The sequence below is a fragment of the Acinetobacter sp. YH12137 genome (assembly GCF_013418535.1).
Classification (GTDB): domain Bacteria; phylum Pseudomonadota; class Gammaproteobacteria; order Pseudomonadales; family Moraxellaceae; genus Acinetobacter.
In genome coordinates this window covers 1-20,745 of record NZ_VPBW01000043.1, presented here as the reverse complement: position 1 = coordinate 20,745, position 20,745 = coordinate 1, and the positions used below count along the sequence as shown (strand labels likewise).

At 43.4% G+C, this 20,745-nt stretch carries 16 protein-coding genes; 11 read left to right on the top strand and 5 right to left on the bottom strand.

From position 1 onward, the window contains the following. Positions 1–626: 626 nt before the first annotated feature. The 3 genes from FTU72_RS14450 to FTU72_RS14440 form a co-directional block, all read right to left on the bottom strand. Positions 627–1,826, bottom strand: coding sequence for an MFS transporter (locus FTU72_RS14450; protein ID WP_159123598.1), 1,200 nt, complete (start codon positions 1,824–1,826; stop codon positions 627–629). 17 nt (positions 1,827–1,843) lie between these two features. Beyond that, entirely contained in the window at positions 1,844–3,109 is a 1,266-nt protein-coding gene (locus tag FTU72_RS14445; protein WP_159123597.1) for a DcaP family trimeric outer membrane transporter, read from the bottom strand. Between the two features lie 222 nt (positions 3,110–3,331). Continuing rightward, positions 3,332–4,630 carry an MFS transporter gene (locus tag FTU72_RS14440; RefSeq protein ID WP_179993397.1) on the bottom strand — a complete coding sequence of 433 codons (1,299 nt, stop codon included), beginning with the start codon at positions 4,628–4,630 and terminating at the stop codon, positions 3,332–3,334. Positions 4,631–5,080: 450 nt separating this feature from the next. Between FTU72_RS14440 and FTU72_RS14435 the strand changes: the two genes are divergently transcribed. The 3 genes from FTU72_RS14435 to FTU72_RS14425 are packed head-to-tail and all read left to right on the top strand — an operon-like array spanning position 5,081 to position 8,614. Next, positions 5,081–5,854, top strand: a complete 774-nt coding sequence (locus tag FTU72_RS14435) for an enoyl-CoA hydratase (RefSeq protein ID WP_004785705.1) — start codon at positions 5,081–5,083, stop codon at positions 5,852–5,854. 2 nt (positions 5,855–5,856) lie between these two features. After that, positions 5,857–7,377 carry a 3-hydroxyacyl-CoA dehydrogenase gene (locus FTU72_RS14430; protein ID WP_179993396.1) on the top strand — a complete coding sequence of 507 codons (1,521 nt, stop codon included), beginning with the start codon at positions 5,857–5,859 and terminating at the stop codon, positions 7,375–7,377. 25 nt (positions 7,378–7,402) lie between these two features. Continuing rightward, complete coding sequence (locus FTU72_RS14425; RefSeq protein ID WP_179993395.1) at positions 7,403–8,614, top strand: 3-oxoadipyl-CoA thiolase; 1,212 nt, start codon at positions 7,403–7,405, stop codon at positions 8,612–8,614. 120 nt (positions 8,615–8,734) lie between these two features. Here the strand turns inward: FTU72_RS14425 and FTU72_RS14420 are convergent, their stop codons facing one another. Next, positions 8,735–9,172: a PaaI family thioesterase gene (locus tag FTU72_RS14420; RefSeq protein WP_179993394.1), complete on the bottom strand. Its 438-nt coding sequence runs from the start codon at positions 9,170–9,172 to the stop codon at positions 8,735–8,737. Between the two features lie 110 nt (positions 9,173–9,282). On the opposite strand from FTU72_RS14420, the gene FTU72_RS14415 reads away from it, so the two are divergent. From FTU72_RS14415 to FTU72_RS14385, 7 genes are all read left to right on the top strand, one after another. After that, positions 9,283–10,038, top strand: a complete 756-nt coding sequence (locus tag FTU72_RS14415; protein WP_159123591.1) for a class II aldolase/adducin family protein — start codon at positions 9,283–9,285, stop codon at positions 10,036–10,038. Further along, entirely contained in the window at positions 10,035–10,958 is a 924-nt protein-coding gene (locus tag FTU72_RS14410) for a glyoxylate/hydroxypyruvate reductase A (RefSeq protein ID WP_179993392.1), read from the top strand. Before FTU72_RS14415 ends, FTU72_RS14410 begins: the two co-directional genes overlap by 4 nt. 37 nt (positions 10,959–10,995) lie before the next feature. Further along, positions 10,996–11,784: an enoyl-CoA hydratase-related protein gene (locus tag FTU72_RS14405; RefSeq protein ID WP_179993391.1), complete on the top strand. Its 789-nt coding sequence runs from the start codon at positions 10,996–10,998 to the stop codon at positions 11,782–11,784. An 11-nt stretch (positions 11,785–11,795) separates the two neighbouring features. Next, on the top strand, positions 11,796–12,776 hold the full coding sequence (locus tag FTU72_RS14400) for a nitronate monooxygenase family protein (protein ID WP_179993390.1): 981 nt from the start codon (positions 11,796–11,798) through the stop codon (positions 12,774–12,776). A 207-nt stretch (positions 12,777–12,983) separates the two neighbouring features. Next, on the top strand, positions 12,984–14,786 hold the full coding sequence (locus FTU72_RS14395; protein ID WP_180032200.1) for an acyl-CoA dehydrogenase C-terminal domain-containing protein: 1,803 nt from the start codon (positions 12,984–12,986) through the stop codon (positions 14,784–14,786). 135 nt (positions 14,787–14,921) lie between these two features. Further along, positions 14,922–15,761, top strand: a complete 840-nt coding sequence (locus FTU72_RS14390) for an alpha/beta fold hydrolase (RefSeq protein WP_179993388.1) — start codon at positions 14,922–14,924, stop codon at positions 15,759–15,761. A gap of 16 nt (positions 15,762–15,777) precedes the next feature. Further along, positions 15,778–17,274 carry an NAD(P)/FAD-dependent oxidoreductase gene (locus FTU72_RS14385; protein ID WP_179993387.1) on the top strand — a complete coding sequence of 499 codons (1,497 nt, stop codon included), beginning with the start codon at positions 15,778–15,780 and terminating at the stop codon, positions 17,272–17,274. Positions 17,275–17,342: 68 nt separating this feature from the next. On the opposite strand, the gene FTU72_RS14380 is transcribed toward FTU72_RS14385, so the two are convergent. Then, the gene (locus FTU72_RS14380) at positions 17,343–18,617 is read right to left on the bottom strand and encodes an MFS transporter (protein ID WP_159123585.1); all 1,275 of its coding nucleotides are present in this window, start codon (positions 18,615–18,617) and stop codon (positions 17,343–17,345) included. 281 nt (positions 18,618–18,898) lie between these two features. On the opposite strand from FTU72_RS14380, the gene FTU72_RS14375 reads away from it, so the two are divergent. Beyond that, the gene (locus FTU72_RS14375) at positions 18,899–20,581 is read left to right on the top strand and encodes an AMP-binding protein (RefSeq protein ID WP_180033664.1); all 1,683 of its coding nucleotides are present in this window, start codon (positions 18,899–18,901) and stop codon (positions 20,579–20,581) included. Positions 20,582–20,745 lie beyond the last annotated feature (164 nt).

The window sequence follows — 20,745 nt, the reverse complement described above, 5'->3', positions numbered from 1 at the left end:
AATAATTCAAGTGAATTTGTTTGAAAGAAGAACTTTAAAAGCTTTATTTTCACCCGATAAAATACCCATAAAACAAGAGGAAGCTCATTTGAGCTTCCTCTTGTGAAAAATTGTGGGACAGCAATGACCTAATGGTCTCTCTTTTCTTAGGCTATGAAATCTTGTATATAGCTGAATTGGTAAGTTTATCTAAAATTAACATAATACACGTTATACGGAAGTATTTTTATTTATTTTTATAAATCATAGGCTTACTATATAATAAAAAGCCCGTTCGTCACAGATTGGGCTTTTTTTATAATTTTTCATATTTCACGCTCAATGAATAAGCAATGTTCTACGGTTTTATGTAGTCTCATTTAACTCTAGATCAGAAAAAAATGTCCATATGAAATAAGAATAAATCTCCAAGTAATTATGGTTTTGGAACATTCTCTATTTAAGTGAAAAAAGTATTCAATACTTGGCTTGAAAATGATGCTGGCAGCAGTGAGTTCTTTTTAAACTGGGTAGCAGTCCTAAATTTCACAGCAAAGAATTCAAAATAGAAATGCAGAGATAATGTGTCATGTACTGCGCCCCCAATCTTATATTCTATGAGTGCACAAGGTATGAGTTTAGATTGATTATGACTGGGACTGGATATTGACCAGATTGCGTTCTCGGCTTAGGTCGTAACGGTTAATACTAAAGATGAGCAGGGCAAAGACAAAGCCCAATGCAACGCAGGCTGACCAGCCGTACATTTTCCATAGGTTTAGCGATAGAAATGCACCGATTCCAGCACCTGAAAAATAACAGGTCATATAGATTGCATTAATACGGGAACGGGCCTGCACTGAGATCCGATATACCAGATTCTGATTTAAAACATGTAGCGAAGAAATCCCAAAATAGGCAGGAATTAATCCAATGATATATACCCATAAATAGCTTTGCGCAAAAAACAAGGGAATCCAGGCCAGAATTAAACCTGTGGTAGCGAGTTGTGCGACCCATTTTTCCCGATGTCGACCAATCATTTTACCGGTCCATTGTGATGACCAGATGCCGACTATACCAACGATGCCCATTAACCCAATCTGGAAATCATTAAAATGGTAGGGGGCTTCCGCCAGTACAAAAGTCATGGTGGTAAAAATAATACTCAGCATACCAAAGCCCAAACCACCAATGATGCTGCGTCGAATCAGCATCGGTTCGGTTTTGGCAAAGGTAAATAGTGAGCGATAAATCTGCAAGATGCTCATTTGTAGCTGGCTTTTCGCTTTAGGTAACTGATACCACATGGCGATGCTGAGCAAGAGAATAGAACAGCCACTCAATAGGTAAACGGCATGCCAGGACCATAAGGTAGAAATCAGTCCTGATACAGTTCGGGCAAATAGAATACCGACTAGAACACCACTCATCAGCAGGCCGACCACTTCAGCACTTTTTTCTCGTTGAGACAGGTTAGCGGCAAAAGGAATCAGAATCTGAGTGGTAATCGAACAAAAAGAGGCGAGTAGGGTAAAACCATAGAGCATATGCAGATTAGTACTGGCAGAAAGTCCGATCAGTGCCAGTCCGGTACATAGCATGAGGCTGCAAATATAGAGACGTTTTTCAAATAAATCGCCTAGAGGTACAAACAAAAATAACCCAGTGGCATAACCAATCTGGGTTAAAACGACAGTCCAGCCAGACTCGGCCACACTGATATGCAGATCTTCTGCGATAGAATAAATTAATGGCTGGTTAAAATAGTTACAACCTGCGCAAAGTGCGCAGGTCATAGCCATCATAAACATAAACTTTCTTGAAATTTGCCCTTGAGCTGACATCCTTGTCTCCTGAGGCTTTAGAAACTATAAGTCGCTGATAAGTTCACACGAGAAACATCCGCTTCTCGATTATCAAAAGTTTCACGCTTACCGTGGTGATATTCTGCGCCCAGATTAACCTTTGGAACTGGAGAATAAATCACGTTTGCTACATAGTCAGTTAAACGTTTATTGGTTTCAGGATTCGCGCGTGCATAGTCGCTGGAATCATCAAAATCAACAACGCTAGCATTAATGCTACTACGTAGTTTCGGCGTGAATTTATGTGTAAAGCCGATATTTAAGCTATTAAACTCATTCAGTAGAAGTTCATTATTGATTGGATCGACTGAGTAATCTCCACCCCAGGCAGCACCGTCGGTGGTTGAACCTTGAGTCAAGAAAGCTGCAATACGCTGGTCGCCGACCATATGGAAATAGTTACCCTGAATCGAGTTTTGATCATTGAGATGATAACGTCCACCAAGGCCTACACCCCAACCAACTTTTTCAATATCACCTGTATCTGTTTGCGCCTGCTTTTGATTGACAAAGCCTTGAGCCAATAAATGCAGCGGACCTGATTGATGAACATATTTAGTGGTTAAAGCAGGCAAGGCAGAAGAGCGATCACCACCGGCCATATACTCCAGACCTACATTCCAGGTATTTTCCGGATCAAGTTTGAAAGCATAGCTGACTTGAGGCGTACGTAGGACTGATCCACCCAGCAATAAACTGTAATCGACAGCTTCAGTACTAATTTCCGGTGTAGACATCAATGACCAGGCCTGACCAAAAGTCCAGTTATAGTATTTTAAATGTGCATGACGAATACGTAATCCACCATCGCCTTTACCATTATTGGTCCAGAAGTCAGCTTCTAAGCGTGCAGAAACATTCGGGTTTCCACCCAAGTCTTTCGCCAGGAAACCAATTCGGCTGGCAGCTGCAGTAAAATCTGAACGGGTAGAGTCAGGTTCAGTGAAAGGCACTTTATTAATCTGGTTAATGGTACGGCCACGAGCTTCAGTGGTACTTTTGAAATCGACTGCGCCATCAAAGCGAATCAATCCATAGACATCGACATTGTCTACCATTGAACTCAAAGTTTTAGAGTCTTGTGCTTTGGCTTCTTCTTGCTGGTTCTTTAACGCAAGTTGTGCTGCTTTTTGCTGTTCCAATTCGGCCTGGATTTGCTTTAACTGTGATTCTAAAAACTGCATCCGGTCTTCAGACGCTTCTGCTGAAAATGCCTGTGCTGAAGCAATACCACATAATGTCGCTAAAACTAATTTTTTCATTTCTTAATCCCTAAAGAAATTTTCTGATATCTAAGAAGGAAAATCTTTCCTTATCGTTGCTCTAATTGCTAAATGCAGAGATGCTGACTTTTAAATGATGAATACGAGTCTCGTTCAACCCAGAAACATCCTGTTCAGGTCAAAGCATATGGATTCGATATTAAAGTCATAAAATTTGGATTCTCGAGAGCTGTTTATTTACAACTCTCCAGAGTTAAAAATTTATTCTGCTTTTTGTGGATCGTATAAACGGTCTTTAATAAACAGGGCAGGAATCAAACCGCATAGGAAGTAAGCTGCACCCATCACCAATAGACCCGTACCGATCGAACCATTCATCGCAAGATAACCAATGGTAATTGGAGCGAAGATTGCACCGATACGACCGATATTGAATGCACCACCGACTGCTGTACCACGAACCCCAGTTGGGAAACTTTCAGTGAGATAGGTTGCATTAATCGCATATGGAATACCGTACAGGAAGCCGAAGATCAGCATCAGCACACCAATGTTATCGGCATTGTGCATATACACCACGACAGGAATAAACAGCGCTGTTCCCATGGTGCCGAAAGCAAACACAATACGGCGACCAATTTTATCAGCCACATAACCTGCAATGATTTTGGCAAACATCATGGTGATAAAGGTACCTACCATGTATAACGCCATTTCCTTGAATTTAATGCCCAATTCAGCTTCAAGATAACTTGGTAACCAGTTACTTACACCGAAATAACCGAATAGCAGGAAACCAGAGCTGAAAGACCATAAGATGAACATCTTGCCATGGGTCTTATCTTTAAGAATGGTGATATATGGATTGCCTTTTTTGGCATCATTATCCACGATCTGACCAGTTCTTTTCATTTCACGGACACGTTTCCATGACTCTGGCTCTGGTACCATAAAGTGCATCAAAATACCCAAAGCTAATGGGGCAATTGTCACCCAGTACAGCATACGCCAGCCGAATTCGGGAATAATCCAGCCAGAAACCATGGTAATCACCAATGAACCTAAAGTGAAACCAGTCATTAATGTTGCCAATACTGTAGTACGGTATTTGGTCGGTACGTATTCTGACATCAGGGTATTACAGGCAATATATAAACAGCCTAAACCTAAGCACGAAAGGGTGCGTAAAATCGCAAACTCTTGATAAGACTGGGCAAAACCTGAATAGGCAGACAAAATCGAGAAGGAAATAGTGGCCAATACGATGACACGTACGCGACCGAATTTGTCACAGGCCCATCCGCCAATAAAGCCACCGATCCCCATACCCAAAAGAGAATAACTTCCCAAGGCACCGGCCTGTACAGAAGTTAGCCCCCATTCTGCTTTCAAACTGGTCAAGCTGAAAGCCAGAATACCAATGTCTGCACCGTCACATAGTAAAATCAAAAAAGCGAAGACAAAGGCCGTCATCCACAGGCGTTTAGGTGCCTGCTTAACGGTGTCGTCGGAGGAGACCCCCGTTTTAGTTTCCTCAGCTACGATGGTATCGCTTGTCATTCTTATATCCTCTATATATTAAAGTAGCATTCCTCTGCTACCGCTAAATCCATTTTCTTCCTCACGGAAAAGCATTTTCCTCATCTAAGGTCTAAGCGTCTGTGCGCATTCGCCCTGTTACGATCAGGCTGGATCTGATTTTTCCGTTTCACCTTGAGTGAAAAATCACTGAACAACGTAGTATCCTTATGACGGAAATTAATTTTTTTATTTTGTATTGTGGTTAATATTTACATAAATGAATAACCAAAATTCGAATTAAATAATTAATTCCGTATTGCGAAATCAATTAATCATAAAATAGCCAACTGAACAAGAGTTTTTACTCTAATTTTTATTAAAAAATAACTTTTTTGAGTTTTTGAGAGAAAAAATCTTGATTTATGGGTCTAGAAACCGTAGTTTTATATAAAATATAATTTCGCTATACAAAATAAATGGAGATTTTTGATGGAACAGGTAGTTCAAGTAGAGCAAATCTCGACACATGTGGCGATGGTCAAGATCCATCGTCCAGAAGCTAAAAATGCCCTGAATACAGAAGTGCGTCAGAAACTGGCTGCGGCTTTTCTGCAATTGAATGACGATGAAAATATCCGTGCCATTATTCTCACTGGCGGTGAAACTGATTTCGCTGCAGGCGCTGACCTTAAAGAATTAGCCAATGCTGAAACGATCCAGATGATGCAACGTCGTACTGAGCGTTACTGGCAAGCCATTGCGCAGTGTTCAAAGCCGGTGATTGCAGCAGTAAACGGTTATGCATTGGGTGGTGGCTGTGAACTGGCGATGCATGCGGACATTATTATTGCCGGAAAAAGTGCCCAGTTCGGTCAGCCTGAAGTCAAAGTAGGGGTAATGCCGGGTGCTGGTGGTACACAGCGTTTATTCCGTGCCGTGGGTAAATTCCATGCGATGCGCATCATTATGACGGGTTGTCTGGTACCAGCGCCGGAAGCTTATCAGATTGGCCTGGTGTCTCAAGTAACGGAAGACAGTGAAACCCTGGCAACAGCAATCAAAATGGCTGAAGGTCTGGCAAAAATGCCGCCAATCGCGCTTGAACAAATCAAGGAAGTGGCTTTACTGGCTGAAGATGTGCCACTCAATGCTGGCTTAATGCTGGAACGTAAATCTTTCCAGATGCTGTTTTCTTCAGAAGATCAAAAAGAAGGTATGCAAGCCTTTATCGAAAAACGTAAACCAAATTATCAGGGACGATAAGCATGAGCATTCAAATTCAGAAAATCGGTATTATTGGCGTAGGTACCATGGGTGCGGGCATTGCCCAAATCGCGATTCAGTCCGGTCATGATGTGGTGTTGTTTGATGCCAAAGCGGGTGCTGCTGAACAGGCACAGGAAAAGCTGGCTAAAACATTAAATACCTTGGCTGATAAAGGTAAATTCAGCCATGAAAAAGCTGCTGAAGATCTTGCTCATTTATCGATTGCTCATCAGATCGAAGATCTGAAAGATTGCGATTTAATCGTTGAAGCGATTATTGAAAATCTGGAAATCAAACAAAAGCTGATGCAGCAACTTGAAGGCATTGTGAAACCTGAAGCGATTCTGGCATCCAATACATCTTCACTATCCATTAGTGCGATTGCTGCCAATTGCAGCCAGCCGGAACGCGTTGCCGGTTATCACTTCTTTAACCCGGTTCCACTGATGAAAGTGGTTGAGGTCATTGAAGGTTTTAATACCCGTGCTGATATTGTGGATGCACTTACTCAGCTGTCGACCAAGATGGGACATCGCCCGGTAAAAGCTAAAGACACTCCAGGATTTATCATTAACCATGCAGGTCGTGCCTTTGGTAGCGAAGCCTATGCAATTCTGAATGAAAATGTCACTCCATTTTATGAAATTGATCGCATCTACCGTGACGGGATCGGTTTCAAGATGGGGCCATTCGAGTTAGGCGATCTGACCGGGATGGATGTATCTCATCCAGTGAGTGAATCGATCTATCACCAATATTATGAAGAAGCGCGTTACCGCCCAAGCGTGATTACCCGCCAGCGTTTTATTGCTAAACAGCTAGGTCGTAAAACCGGTAAAGGTTTTTACGATTATACCTCAGGGAGCAAAGTAGGTGATGTGGCTCCAACCTTGGTTGAAAAGCTGGATCAATATCCATCGGTTTGGTTAGGTACAGAATATAGCGAAGACCGTCAGGCGCTTGAGCAATATCTGCAGCAGTTCAATATTCAGATCGAGCAGACTGAAACACCTTCAGCAGATGCTTTAATTCTGATTGCGACTTATGGTGAAGATGCAACTTCAGCCGCAGTCCGCTATCAGGTGTCTCCGCAGCAAGTAGTCTGTATTGATCTGCTTTACGGTCTGAATAAACACCGTACTTTAATGCCAACGTTTGTGACCAAAGCTGAACTGGTAACCGCAGCACAATCGATTTTCAATCTGGATGGTGTGACTGCGAGCACAATTCAGGAAAGCGTCGGCTTTGTGGCTCAGCGTGCTTTGGCCATGATCGTGAATCTTGGCTGTGATATTGCCCAGCAAGGTGTTGCCACTGTAGAAGACATTAACGTTGCCGTGAAGTTAGGCCTTGGTTATCCATATGGCCCAATTGAGTGGGGGGATGTGCTGGGAGCTGAAAAAATCCTGAAAATTCTGGATCGCATGACTGCGATTACCCGTGACCAGCGTTACCGTCCAAGTCCTTGGTTACGTCGCCGTGTTCAGCTTGGTCTACCACTTGTTCATACAACACATTAATTAGAAAGTTAAAGGAATAACACTCATGTTAAATGCATATATTTATGATGGTTTACGTTCACCAATCGGTCGCCACGCAGGAAGCCTGGCAACTGTACGTCCAGATGATCTAGCAGCAACAGTTATTAAAAAACTGTTAGAAAAAACCGGTATTCCAGCAGCTGACGTAGAAGATGTGATCTTTGGTAGCACCAATCAGGCCGGTGAAGACAGCCGTAACGTGGCTCGTTTTGCGGCACTGCTTGCAGGTATGCCAGTGACAGCTCCGGGTCAAACGGTAAACCGTCTTTGTGCTTCAGGCTTGGGTGCTGTGATTGATTCAGCACGTGCTATTACCGCAGGTGAAGGTGAGCTGTATATTGCAGGTGGTGTAGAAAGCATGACGCGTGCACCATTTGTAATGGCTAAAGCTGAAAGCGCGTATTCACGTGATGCAAAAATCTATGACACCACGATTGGTACACGTTTCCCGAACCGTAAATTTACCGACCAGTTTGGCGCGCACAGCATGCCAGAAACAGGTGATAACGTCGCTGAAGAGTTTGGCATTACGCGTGAACAGGCAGATACTTTTGCTGCTGCATCACAAGCGAAATATCAAGCTGCAAAAGAAGCAGGTTTCTTTGAAGGTGAAATTACTCCGATTGAAGTTTCACAAGGGCGTAAATTGCCGCCTAAATTAGTGACTGAAGATGAACATCCACGTCCATCTTCAACATTTGAAGCATTATCCAAGTTAAAACCGCTTTTCGAAGGTGGTGTTGTGACTGCAGGTAATGCATCAGGTATCAATGACGGCGCTGCAGCACTGATTATCGGCAGTGAAAAAGTTCAGGAACAGTATGGCTTAAAACCTTTAGCTCGTATTCTGTCTTCTGCAGCCGCTGGCATTGAGCCACGCATCATGGGTGCGGGCCCAATTGAAGCAATCAAAAAAGCTGTAAAACGTGCAGGTTTGACGCTAGATGATATGGACATTATCGAGATCAATGAAGCATTTGCCAGCCAGGTGTTATCTTGCCTGAAAGGTCTGGATGTGGCTTTTGATGATCCGCGTGTCAACCCAAATGGTGGTGGCATTGCGATTGGCCATCCACTAGGCTGTTCAGGTGCGCGTTTGGCTTTAACTGTTGCGCGTCAATTACAGCGTACTGGTAAAAAATATGCCGTGATCAGCCTGTGTATCGGTCTGGGTCAAGGCCTGGCGATGGTGATTGAAAACCCTGAAGCTGCATAACAGCTTTAGTTATCGTATTAATGCCATGTATAGATGATATGCATGGCATTTTTTATTGGGCTATTTATATAGAAATACAAATCCCTGCAAATGCAGGGATTGTTTAAATCAGCGTAAGGATTATTTACGGCCAGTAACCAATAAAGTTGCTGAACCGAAAGCATAAAGTTTACCGTCTTTATCTACAATTCGGCCTTCTGAAGTCAACACATTACGACCAATGCGGATCACTTCACCAATGGCAGTATAAGTTTCGCCATTTTTCATGGCTTTGAGCATTTTGACATTCAAGTCAATAGTAGAAAAACTGACACCAGCATCAACTGTGGTATGAACCGCTGCACCTGTTACGCTGTCCAGAACAGTAGCGCAAAATCCACCATGAATGCCACCTTGTAGGTTGAAATGACGTTCATCTGGATAAACTTCATATTCCACGTAGTTTTCACGGACGACACTGAGTTTCATGGGAATCAGTTGTCCCATCGCTGAACCAGGCAATTCGCCATTTTTAATTGCAGTTAGATATTCAAGTCCATTCATTTGAGCTGTAGTCATATAACTTCCCTTTAATAAAATATTTCGCTTTATGAAATAATATTCTGTTTTTCTAAAATTATGATATAACAGATAGTGATCGAAATGCTATATTTTTCCAGGATGGAATGATGACAATAAAAAATCTCGTTACAGCTGCTGAATGGCAGGCACGCTGTGAACTGGCTGCGCTTTATCGCATTATTGCGCATTATCGGATGACTGACTTGATTGATACTCATATCAGCCTAAGAGTTCCAGATCAGCCAGATTGCTTTCTGATTAATCAATATGGGGTCGCATTTGAAAAAATGCGTGCCTCAACGCTGGTGAAGATTAATCATGAAGGGCAGGTGGTAGAAAGCTATGAACAAGACAAGCCAGTCAATATGGCTGGCTTTGTGATTCATTCTGCAATTCATGACGCGCATCCTCATCTGAACTGTGTCATTCATACGCATACCGCGGATGGAATTGCTGTTTCTGCGCAGAAACACGGCCTTCTCCCAATTTCCCAGCATGCCATGAAATTTTATCAGCATGTGGCCTATCACGAATATGAAGGCGTTGCGCTTTCAACTGACGAACAAGAACGCTTGATTCAGGACTTGGGCGACCATCGTGCCATGATTTTACGCAATCACGGGCTATTAACAGCTGGGGAAACCATTGCGCGGGCTTTTCATGAAATCTATTTCCTGGAACGCGCCTGTCAGGCACAGGTGAAGGCCTTAAGCGGCGGTGCCGAGTTGCATTATCCAGCTGAAGAAGTCCGAATTAAAACAGCCAAACAGTTCGCCAGTCCTCTCATTGAACCGATTTTACAGCGTGCCTGGCAGGCCGCTTTGTCCCTGATTGAGCATCAATATACGGAGTATGCATCATGATTGTTATTTCCAGTTCTGTACCAAATATTGAAGCCATTCTGGTCAAGTCTTTTCAAAAATATGCGCCAGCTGGTAGTTTCTGTACAGTTGACAGCCCTGAAGCTGAACAGGCAACCACGGTTGCTGCCTGGTTTCCAGATCTGGAAAAAGTGCAGCAGCTACCAAAGCTTGGCCTGATTCATTCGATTGCTGCTGGGGTAGAACATTTAAACTTAAATGCTGTACGCCCAGATCAAGCCGTTTGCCGGGTACTGGATCCACATCACCAAAAGGGCATGTTTGATTATTTGCTTTGGGGCGTGCTGTATTTTCAGCGTTATTTTGACCGCATGATCCAACAGCAAAAGCAGCAGCTGTGGAAGCAGTATCGCCAGAGCTATAGCCATCATATTCAGGTCGGAATTATGGGACTGGGGCATATGGGCGGATACGTAGCAGAACGTTTCGCAGACATGGGCTATCAAGTCTCTGGTTGGTCGAATTCCCCAAAAGACATTAATCAAGTCAAAAGTTATGTGGGCCAAGAACAGCTTTCCGAATTCCTGGCTCAAAGTCAGATTCTGATTAACCTACTACCACTTACTGAAGAAAATACCGGTATTCTTTCTGCTGAATTATTTCAGCAACTGCCTGAACAGGCGGCTTTGATTCATGTCGGGCGTGGCCAGCATTTAATCGAGCAGGATTTATTGGATGCGCTGGATTCAGGTCATCTTCGTGGTGCGATTGTTGATGTGTTTGAGCAGGAGCCGTTACCTGTGGACCATCCATTCTGGCAGCATGAAAAAATTGTGGTGACACCACATGTTGCCTCACATGCCCCAATGTCTGTGGTGGTAGAGCAGATACTGGAAAATGACCGCCGATTAAATCAGGGCCTGGATTTGTGTCATCAGGTGGATGTCAATAAAGGCTATTAATTGTAGAGATACAGACAAAAAAATAAGGAAATTGATGATGTGGGAAATGATTCAGACCCAGGTTCAGCAAGGCGTTGCCACTTTAAGTTTTAACCGTCCAGATTCACTGAACAGTTTCAATCGGCAAATGCATGAGGAAGTGCAGCAGGTGCTGAAAAGCTGGAATACAGACTCGGATATTCGGGTGATTGTGATTCGTGGTAATGGTCGGGCATTTTCAGCGGGACAGGATTTAAAAGAACGTGCCGGGCAGCTCGGTAGTGTGCCGTTGCCTCCCGAAGGCTCTCTAGCCAAATATTATAATCCTTTGATCAACCTGATTTGTAAAAGTCCCAAACCGGTGCTTGCGGCAGTAAATGGTGTGGCTGCCGGTGCAGGGGCCAATATCGCGCTGGCTTGCGATCTGGTTATTGCCAAGGAAAGTGCCAAATTTATTCAAGCCTTTTCTAAAATTGGCTTAATTCCTGATGCCGGCGGCACCTGGATGTTGCCGCGTTTGATCGGCTATGCACGTGCCATGGCACTGACTTTACTTGGTGAGCCTGTACATGCCAAAGAAGCGGCTGAAATGGGTATGGTCTGGAAAATGATCCCTGATGCAGAATTTGATGCTTATATCGATGAGCTTGCACAGCGACTGGCACGACAGCCGACCTATGCACTGGCCTTAACCAAACAGGCTTTGCAACGCAGTGCTGAAAATAGCATGGATCAGCAACTGGAGCTGGAACAAAACCTGCAATACTTGGCCTTAAGTAGCCAGGACTACAAAGAGGGTGTGCAGGCCTTTGTCGAAAAACGCCCTGCACAATTTACCGGACGCTAAGGAGAGCATTCATGAAAATTCAAACGCGTATCACCGAGCTTTTAGGCATTCGCTATCCGATTATTCAGGGCGGCATGATGTGGGTCGGTACCGCAGAAATGGCCAGTGCAGTCTCCAATGCAGGTGGTTTGGGAACGCTGACGGCATTGACGCAACCTACGCCTGAAGCGCTGACCAAGGAAATTGCACGTTGCCGTGAAATGACCGATCAGCCTTTTGCAGTGAATCTGACTTTATTGCCCGCTGTAAATCCACCCCCATATGCCGAATATCGTCAGGCTATTATTGAAAGTGGGATCAAGATTGTAGAAACGGCAGGCAACAAGCCGCATGAACATATTGAGGCCTTTAAACAGCACGGCATCATTGTGATTCATAAATGTACCTCAGTCCGTCATGCACTTTCAGCACAAAGAATCGGTGCGGATGTGATCTCGATTGATGGTTTTGAATGTGCCGGCCATCCGGGTGAAGATGATATTCCCGGGCTGATCCTGATTCCTGCAGCAGCTGATCAACTTACTGTGCCGATTGTGGCCAGTGGTGGTTTTGCTGATGGTCGTGGTCTGGTGGCAGCACTTGCTTTGGGTGCTGAAGGGATCAATATGGGGACACGTTTCTGTGCCACACAAGAAGCGCCGATCCATCCAAACATCAAGCAGTTTTATGTCGAGAATGATGAACGAGCAACGCATCTACTTTATCGTCAGTTTAGAAATACTGCGCGTGTTGCAAAGAATGCAGTATCTGATCTCGTCGTTAAAATGGGTGAAGATCCAAATCTGGAATTTGAACAGATTCGCCCTTATGTTAGTGGCTTAAAAGGCAAGCTGGCTTTGGAAAATGGCGATGTAGATGCAGGCGTACTGACAGCAGGTCAAGTGATGGGGTTAATCCATGACATTCCAACCTGTCAAACGCTGATTGACAATATCATGCAAGAAGCAGAACAGATTGTTCAGCAACGTTTGGCTCAGTTTTTCCCGCGCTAGATCGATTTATTTTGATCATTTAATAAAAAGCCATTCATTACCGAATGGCTTTTTTATACCAAAGTTTTAATTTTTTAAATGTGATTTTTTATGTCATGACTAGATTTTATCCATGCACTTATATTATATTCGACCTAAAACATAATTTCGTATTATGAAATTAATTGTCATAAATATACAAATTAGAACTCATACAAGGGAATTACGATGAGAAATTATATTGCGCCATTAAAAGACATGAAGTTTGTCCTGAAAGATCTGCTCAATGTTGAACAGAGATACGCAGGCTATGCAAAGTTCGCAGACAAAGTTTCTATGGATATTATGGAACAATATCTGGAAGTCGCTGCTGATTTTTGCCAAAACGAACTTCTACCAATTAATGCGACAGGTGACCAGCAGGGCTGTCGTCTGCAAGATGGCGTCGTGACTACACCGGATGGTTTTAAAGCTGCTTATGACAAATATGTAGAACTTGGTTTTACCTCATTAACTGGTGATGAAAAATATGGTGGCCAAAGCTTCCCGACCTTATACCGTATTGCTATTTCAGAAATTATTACGGCGACTAACTGGTCTTGGGGTATGTACCCAGGCCTGTCTCATGGTGCGATGCGTACTTTAGAGCATCATGGTAGCGATGAACAGAAACAGAAATTCCTGGTACCTTTAATTGCAGGTCGCTGGACCGGAACCATGTGTTTAACTGAATCACATGCCGGTTCTGATCTGGGCCTGATCCGTACCAAAGCGGTACCAAATGAAGATGGCAGCTACAGTATCAGCGGTGAGAAAATCTTTATTTCAGCAGGTGAGCATGACCTGGCTGAAAATATCGTACACATTGTATTGGCGCGTTTACCGGATGCGCCTGCAGGTACTAAAGGTATTTCGCTGTTTATCGTGCCTAAATACAATCTGGATGAAGCTGGAAATGTGGCTTCACGCAATGGTGTGGTGTGTAGCGCGATTGAACACAAGATGGGTATTCATGGCAATGCGACCTGTGTACTGAATTTTGATAATGCCAAAGGTTTCCTGATCGGGCCTGAAAACCGCGGCTTGAACTGCATGTTTACTTTCATGAACTCTGCACGTATTGGAACGGCGATTCAGGGCCTGGCAGCAGCTGAATCTTCTTATCAAGGCGCATTGGCTTATGCCAAAGACCGTCTGGCGATGCGTTCACTCGAAGGTGCGAAAGAGCCAAACCTGCCTGCGGATCCAATCATCGTGCATCCGGCAGTACGCAATATGCTGCTGACTCAAAAAGTATTTGCAGAAGGTTCACGTGCCTTGGCTTATTATCTGGCAACGTATGCTGATATCGCTGAAGCAACGGATAATCCTGAAGAGAAGAAAGCTGCAGAAGACCGTCTGGCATTATTGACCCCAATTGCTAAAGCCTTAATGACCGAAACAGGTGTAGAAGCTGCCAAACATGGTATGCAGGTCTTTGGTGGACACGGCTATATTGCTGAACATGGCATGGAACAGATTGCCCGTGATGCACGTATTGCCAGTCTGTATGAAGGTACTACTGAAATTCAATCAATCGACTTGCTGGCGCGTAAAGTGCTAGGTTCAAAATTGGGTTTGCTCACTGCATTAACGGATGAGATTCAGGGCTTTGTTAAAGAGCATCAGCAACATGCCCAGTTTAACCAGCAGGTTGCACAAGTGAGCCAGTTGACTGAGCAATGGCTAGAATTAACCAAAACGATTCAGGCTCAGGCACAACAGTCTGCCAATGAAATCGGTGCGGCATCTGTCGATTACCTATATTTCTCTGGTTATGTAGTGTCTTCGTATTTATGGCTGAAAATGGCGATTACGGCGCAGCAAAAGATTGAAGAAGGTAATACTGATCCGTTCTATGCAGCGAAGATCAAAACGGCACAATTCTTCTTTGCCCGGATTCTGCCAAGAACTTCAACCCACATTGCCAATATTCAGGCGGGTGGTGAGAGCCTGTTCTTGCTTGCACCTGAAGAGTTTAAATTCGATTAATCCTTTCACCCACGATCAATCTCTCGATCGTGGGTCTTTTTTTGTTACTACTTTTTTTATCCTGCACAAAACTCAATATCGATAGGTACTTTTCAGTATTACATCGGCCATAAAACAACAAGATCAGGAGTCTATATGGATTTAGACACGATTACTCGACAATGTCCTTATGGTGATCTGCAACTGACTTATCATGAAGTCGGACAGAAATCCTCATATCCCACCATCATTCTGATCCATGGTACGGGTGGAAATACGGACAAACATTTCAGCTATATTTTCCCCATGCTCGGTATCCATCAGCGGGTTTTATCGCTTGATTTGCATACTCCAGATAAAGCCGATCTGGCAGTGACTGATTTTAGTCAACAAGTTGAAGCACTGATCCAGCATGCAGTTGCAGAAGATGAAGCAATTACTGTGGTGGGTTATTCACTTGGTGCTGTGATTGCTGCACAAGTAGCTGCGAGTCTTAAACAGCGCGTGGCACGTTTGATTCTGTTAGCAGGTTGGGCAAAAACCAGCTCGGTGCAACAACTACGGACCACGATCTGGCAACAGCTATTTAACGATCAATCCGCAGCTTTACCGCATTTTGTGAATTATTGCCTGTATAGCGATGATTATTTGTCTGCACGTAGTGAACAGCAGGTGTTGGATCTGGCATGCTTCGTTAAGCCTTCTCAAGATGCAGCCAAACAGCGTGAACTGAATTATCGCATTGACATCACCGCCATTTTGCCGAACATCTCTGCGGAGACTTTGATCGTGGCTTGCCGTGAAGACCGGATGGTGCCTTTAGCGCAAGCAAAATTACTGTTTGCTTCGATTCAGAACAGCCGCTATATCGAAATAGTTTCAGGACATGCAATCCATATTGAAGCGCCAGCGGAAGTGGTGCAACTGATCAACCAGTTTAGCCAGCATCCAGAACAGTATCCGGCGAATCAGAAAATCCAGCCCATGATGCCTTAAAAAAAGGAGAAAAATAATGCAAGCTCAAGGACAGCGCAGCAAGATTTTAATTGTAGGCAGCGGTTTTGGTGGATTAGGCATGGCGATCCGTCTTAAACAGCAGGGCATTCACGATTTTAAAATCATTGAACGTGCCGCAGAAGTGGGCGGAACATGGCGTGATAATACCTATCCCGGTGTCGCCTGTGATGTACCGTCACATTTATATTCTTTCTCGTTTATTAAAAATCCCAATTGGTCACGTGTCTTTCCGCAAGGGGCAGAAATTCAGCGTTACTTAATCCAATGCTGCGATCAGGAAAATATCCGGCCACATATCGATTTTCAGACTCAACTGGAAAAAGCTAGCTGGAATGCCAAACAACGTATCTGGAATATTCAGACCTCTAACGGTCTGTATCAGGCAGAATTTTTAATTACAGCAACCGGGCATCTGGCAGATGAACATCTGCCACAAATTCCGGGACTGGACGAATTTCAAGGTCAAGTGATGCATTCTGCACGCTGGAATCACGAAGTAAATCTGGAAAACCAGCGCGTAGTTGTAGTGGGTTCAGGGGCTTCTGCGGTCCAGCTTGTACCAGAAATTGCCAAAACAGCAAAAAGTCTGACCGTATTGCAACGCAGTGCACCGTATATTTTGCCGCGACCAGACCGACCTTATTCTGAGTCAGAAAAACAGCTCTTCCGCAAAGAACCAGACAGCATGGCAGTGTTAAGACATTCCTTGTTCTGGGGCAATGAATATAATTTTGCCCAGCGCCGTAATCTGAAAAGCCAGATCGAGCGGGTCAAGAAAAACTGCCTGCAATTCTTGAAACACCAGATACCAGATCCCGAATTACAGCGAAAACTCACACCGAATTATGAACCAGGCTGCAAGCGTTTATTGCTGTCCAATGATTATTATCCAACTTTTCTAAAACCGAATGTCACGCTTGAAGATTCAGCTTTGGCCGCCATCACAAAAGACGGTGTAATCAGCAAATCAGGCAATGAATATTCTGCAGATATCATCGTCTTTGCTACTGGATTTGAAGCAGCACGACCACCTTATGCCTCAAAGGTAGTGGGTAAACATGGCCTAAGTCTGGAGCAGCAATGGTCTAGTGGTATGCAGGGTTATCAATCTACGACAGTCCATAATTTTCCAAACCTGTTCATTCTGAATGGTCCTAATACCGGAAGTGGGCATAACTCAGCGCTTTATTTTCTGGAAACCCAGTTTGATCTGGTACTGGACGCCTTGCAGTTTTTTGAACAGGAACAGATTCAGGTCTTTGAAGCCGATCAGAACGCTGAAAATCGCTATATGCAAGAGTTACAGCAGCTTTCCCAAGGCAGTGTCTGGTTATCAGAAAGCTGTAAAAGTTGGTATCTGGACCCAGTGAGTCGCAAGCTGACTTTGGTCTGGCCAGATTATGCGCATTCATTTAGAGACAAAAACCAGCATTTTATTCGCAGTGGTTACCATTATGAATACATGGAAAATGCTCAAAGAAAAGTTGTCTGATTTTTAAATTTTATTCATTAAAAAAAACCAGTCTATTTGACTGGTTTTTTATTAAAAGATGATAGAGATTAATCTGCTTTTTGCGGATCATATAAGCGGTCACGTATAAACAGTGCAGGAATCAGACCACAAATAAAATAGGCGCCTGCCATTACCAGTAGTCCTGTTCCAATTGAACCTCCATGAGCAAAATATCCAATTGTGAGTGGTGCAAATACTGCTCCGATACGGCCTATATTGAATGCACCACCTACAGCCGTACCACGAATCGAAGTAGGGAAGCTTTCAGTCATATACGTGGCATTAATGGCAAATGGCATACCATATAAGAAGCCGAACATGAGCATCAGGTACAAAATATTGGTCGGTGTATTGAAATAAATTACAATCGGAAGAAACAGGGCTGTGCCCATGGTTCCAAAAGCGAACAAGGCACGTCGTCCGAAACGATCTGCCAGAATGCCTGCGACGATCTTGGCAAAAATCATGATCATAAACGTGCCAACCATATAGCCAGTCATGGCCTTAAAACTGATGCCCAGATCCGATTCGAGATAGGCAGGTAACCAGTTACTTAAACCGGCATAACCAAATTGCAGGGCACCTGCACTTAAAATCCATAGTAAAAACATCCAGCGGTGATTTTTATCTTTGAGAATGACTTTATAAGGATTCTGCTTTTTCACCTTAACTTTGCTAGCTGCTTCCTGACGTTTTAATTCACGTGAACGTAGCCATGAATCCGGTTCAGGAACAAGAAAATAAAGCAGAAAAGCCAGAACGATCGGGCAAATGGTAATCCAGTACAGCATACGCCAGCCATATTCAGGAATAATCCAGCCCGCCAGTAAAGTTGCACATAATGAACCTAGGGTAAAACCGGTCATAAGTGCCGCCAGAACAGTTGTCCGGTATTTTGTCGGAACATATTCTGACATTAAGGTATTACAGGCGATGTATAGGGAACCCAGTCCAATAGCTGCAATACTGCGGATAATTAAAAACTGATGGTAAGATTCTACAAAGCCCAAGGTGCAGGATAAGCTGGAAGCAAGAATCATATAAAATACAATAACTTTCACCCGGCCAAAACGGTCACAGGCCCAACCGCCAATTAATCCGCCAATCACTCCACCGACCAGACTCCAGCTCCCTAAGGCCCCTGCCTGAACGGTGGTTAAATTAAATTCAGCTTTGATACTGGTGAGGCTATAGGCCAAAAAAGCCAGATCAACACCGTCTGCAAGTAAAATAAGAAAACATAGAATAAATGCGGTCATCCATATTTTTTTAGGCTGAACTGTGACCCGTTCAGCTTCTAGCACTGAAGTTTCATATGTCATCATCGACATCCTTTTCTTGTTACGTTGTTGTTTTATAAGAATGAATCCACATTCTTTTGTTGCTTTTACTGATTTATTATTTCGCTATAAGAAATTACATATTATTAATTGATAAAATATATCCAAATAATTAGCCATAAAATTCGTGATTTTATTTGTAAAAATTTGAAATTAGCCAAATATTGCATTGATTTAGGAGGAAAGATAACGTTATTATTTTTTAATCAAAATAAAGTTTCACAATACAAAATAAATTTAAAATCAAGGATAGGAGTGCTGTAATGACAAGTCAGCCATGGATGGAAGAATATAAAAAATGGAACGTCAATCCGGAATTTACCCGGCCTGGCCCTGATAAAACTTTGAGCACAACGATTGCTGAGAACCTGCTTAAATTTAAGGATAAAACCGCATTTTTCTATCTGGATCGAAAGTTCAGCTATCAGGAGATTGACGTTTATAGCCAGAAACTGGCGACCTATCTTCAAAATCTAGGCTTGGCAGCTGGTAGCCGCATCGCGGTGATGTTGCCGAATATTATTCAATATCCGATTGCGACTTTCGCGATTATTCGTGCGGGTTATATTCTGGTGAATGTAAACCCGATGTACACCCAGCGTGAGTTGTATCATCAAGTTCAGGATTCAGGAGCAGAAGCCTTGATTATTCTGGGCTCAACCTTAGAACAGTTAAATAATCTGGATGAATGTTCTGCGCTAAAACATGTGATTTCTACCCATCCGCTCGATTTCATTCAGGATCAGTCAGTTTCAATTTATAGCCAAACAGCGCAATATCCTGATAAACATTTTTCTGACTTTAAGCAGGCCATTGATCAGGTACAGGTGATTGATTTTGTAGCGCCTGTACAGCAGCAGGAAGATACTGTCATTCTGCAATATACCGGTGGGACTACAGGTGTTTCCAAAGGGGCTGAACTCAGTCATCGCAATATCTTATTTAATATTGCCCAGAACAGTACGGTGTTCATTAGCCATTTTGGCGATCGTTATGCCACTGAAGAAGAATATGTGTTTTGTGCCTTGCCGCTGTATCACATTTATGGTTTTACCATCTGCCTGTTCAGTTATGGACTAAGTCGCGGTTTTGCCAATGTCCTGATTCCAAATCCAAGAGATCTGGATGCATTGGTAGATCAATATCATAAGCATCCACCGACGGTGTTTCCGGGCGTGAATACCATGTTTAATGCATTGGCTCATCATCCACGTTTCCGCGAGCTGGATCACTCACGCCTAAAAACCACGACAGGCGGTGGTGCATCTGTTTTAAAAAATACAGCAGAATTATGGTACGAAGTCACAGGCTGTCATATCTATGAAGGCTACGGTCTTTCTGAGACCTCACCAACGGCAACATTTAACCCACCTTTAAGCAAGCGCTTTAGCGGTAGTATTGGCTTGCCATTGGCAGGCACAGAAATTCAGATTCTGGATGATGAAGGAAAACCTGTAGCACTTCATCAGGCTGGAGAAATTGCTATTCGCGGCCCTCAGGTGATGAAAGGTTACTGGAAGCAACCGGAAGCAACAGCACAGGTATTTACCAAAGATGGTTTCTTCCTGACAGGTGATATCGGTTGTATGGACGAGCAGGGTTATATCACCATTCTGGACCGTAAAAAGGACATGATTCTGGTCTCCGGCTTTAATGTCTATCCAAATGAGCTGGAAGGCGTTTTATCCAAACATCCTAAAGTACTGGAATGTGCCGTCATTGGAGTGGATGATGAAAAATCTGGACAAGTTCCGAAAGCCTTTATTGTAAAACAGGATACCAGTCTGACCGAGAATGAAGTCATGACTTATCTGAGACTACAATTGACCAGTTATAAGCTGCCAAAATATATTGAGTTTGTGTCTGGATTGCCAAAGTCTGCAGTCGGTAAAATTCTACGCCGTGAGTTGCCTAAAACCGTGCAGCCGGATGCCAAAGCCTGCTGAGAAATAACATAGTCAAAATAAAAAAGGAATCTTTCGATCATTGCTGTCCCACAATTTTTCACAAGAGGAAGCTCAAATGAGCTTCCTCTTGTTTTATGGGTATTTTATCGGGTGAAAATAAAGCTTTTAAAGTTCTTCTTTCAAACAAATTCACTTGAATTATT

What these genes read in the sequence shown, in the direction of transcription:
- FTU72_RS14450 (WP_159123598.1), bottom strand. Translation starts at nt 1,826, where the DNA reads ATGTCAGCTCAAGGGCAAATTTCAAGAAAGTTTATGTTTATGATGGCT.
- FTU72_RS14445 (WP_159123597.1), bottom strand. Translation starts at nt 3,109, where the DNA reads ATGAAAAAATTAGTTTTAGCGACATTATGTGGTATTGCTTCAGCACAG.
- FTU72_RS14440 (WP_179993397.1), bottom strand. Translation starts at nt 4,630, where the DNA reads ATGACAAGCGATACCATCGTAGCTGAGGAAACTAAAACGGGGGTCTCC.
- FTU72_RS14435 (WP_004785705.1), top strand. Translation starts at nt 5,081, where the DNA reads ATGGAACAGGTAGTTCAAGTAGAGCAAATCTCGACACATGTGGCGATG.
- FTU72_RS14430 (WP_179993396.1), top strand. Translation starts at nt 5,857, where the DNA reads ATGAGCATTCAAATTCAGAAAATCGGTATTATTGGCGTAGGTACCATG.
- FTU72_RS14425 (WP_179993395.1), top strand. Translation starts at nt 7,403, where the DNA reads ATGTTAAATGCATATATTTATGATGGTTTACGTTCACCAATCGGTCGC.
- FTU72_RS14420 (WP_179993394.1), bottom strand. Translation starts at nt 9,172, where the DNA reads ATGACTACAGCTCAAATGAATGGACTTGAATATCTAACTGCAATTAAA.
- FTU72_RS14415 (WP_159123591.1), top strand. Translation starts at nt 9,283, where the DNA reads ATGACAATAAAAAATCTCGTTACAGCTGCTGAATGGCAGGCACGCTGT.
- FTU72_RS14410 (WP_179993392.1), top strand. Translation starts at nt 10,035, where the DNA reads ATGATTGTTATTTCCAGTTCTGTACCAAATATTGAAGCCATTCTGGTC.
- FTU72_RS14405 (WP_179993391.1), top strand. Translation starts at nt 10,996, where the DNA reads ATGTGGGAAATGATTCAGACCCAGGTTCAGCAAGGCGTTGCCACTTTA.
- FTU72_RS14400 (WP_179993390.1), top strand. Translation starts at nt 11,796, where the DNA reads ATGAAAATTCAAACGCGTATCACCGAGCTTTTAGGCATTCGCTATCCG.
- FTU72_RS14395 (WP_180032200.1), top strand. Translation starts at nt 12,984, where the DNA reads ATGAGAAATTATATTGCGCCATTAAAAGACATGAAGTTTGTCCTGAAA.
- FTU72_RS14390 (WP_179993388.1), top strand. Translation starts at nt 14,922, where the DNA reads ATGGATTTAGACACGATTACTCGACAATGTCCTTATGGTGATCTGCAA.
- FTU72_RS14385 (WP_179993387.1), top strand. Translation starts at nt 15,778, where the DNA reads ATGCAAGCTCAAGGACAGCGCAGCAAGATTTTAATTGTAGGCAGCGGT.
- FTU72_RS14380 (WP_159123585.1), bottom strand. Translation starts at nt 18,617, where the DNA reads ATGACATATGAAACTTCAGTGCTAGAAGCTGAACGGGTCACAGTTCAG.
- FTU72_RS14375 (WP_180033664.1), top strand. Translation starts at nt 18,899, where the DNA reads ATGACAAGTCAGCCATGGATGGAAGAATATAAAAAATGGAACGTCAAT.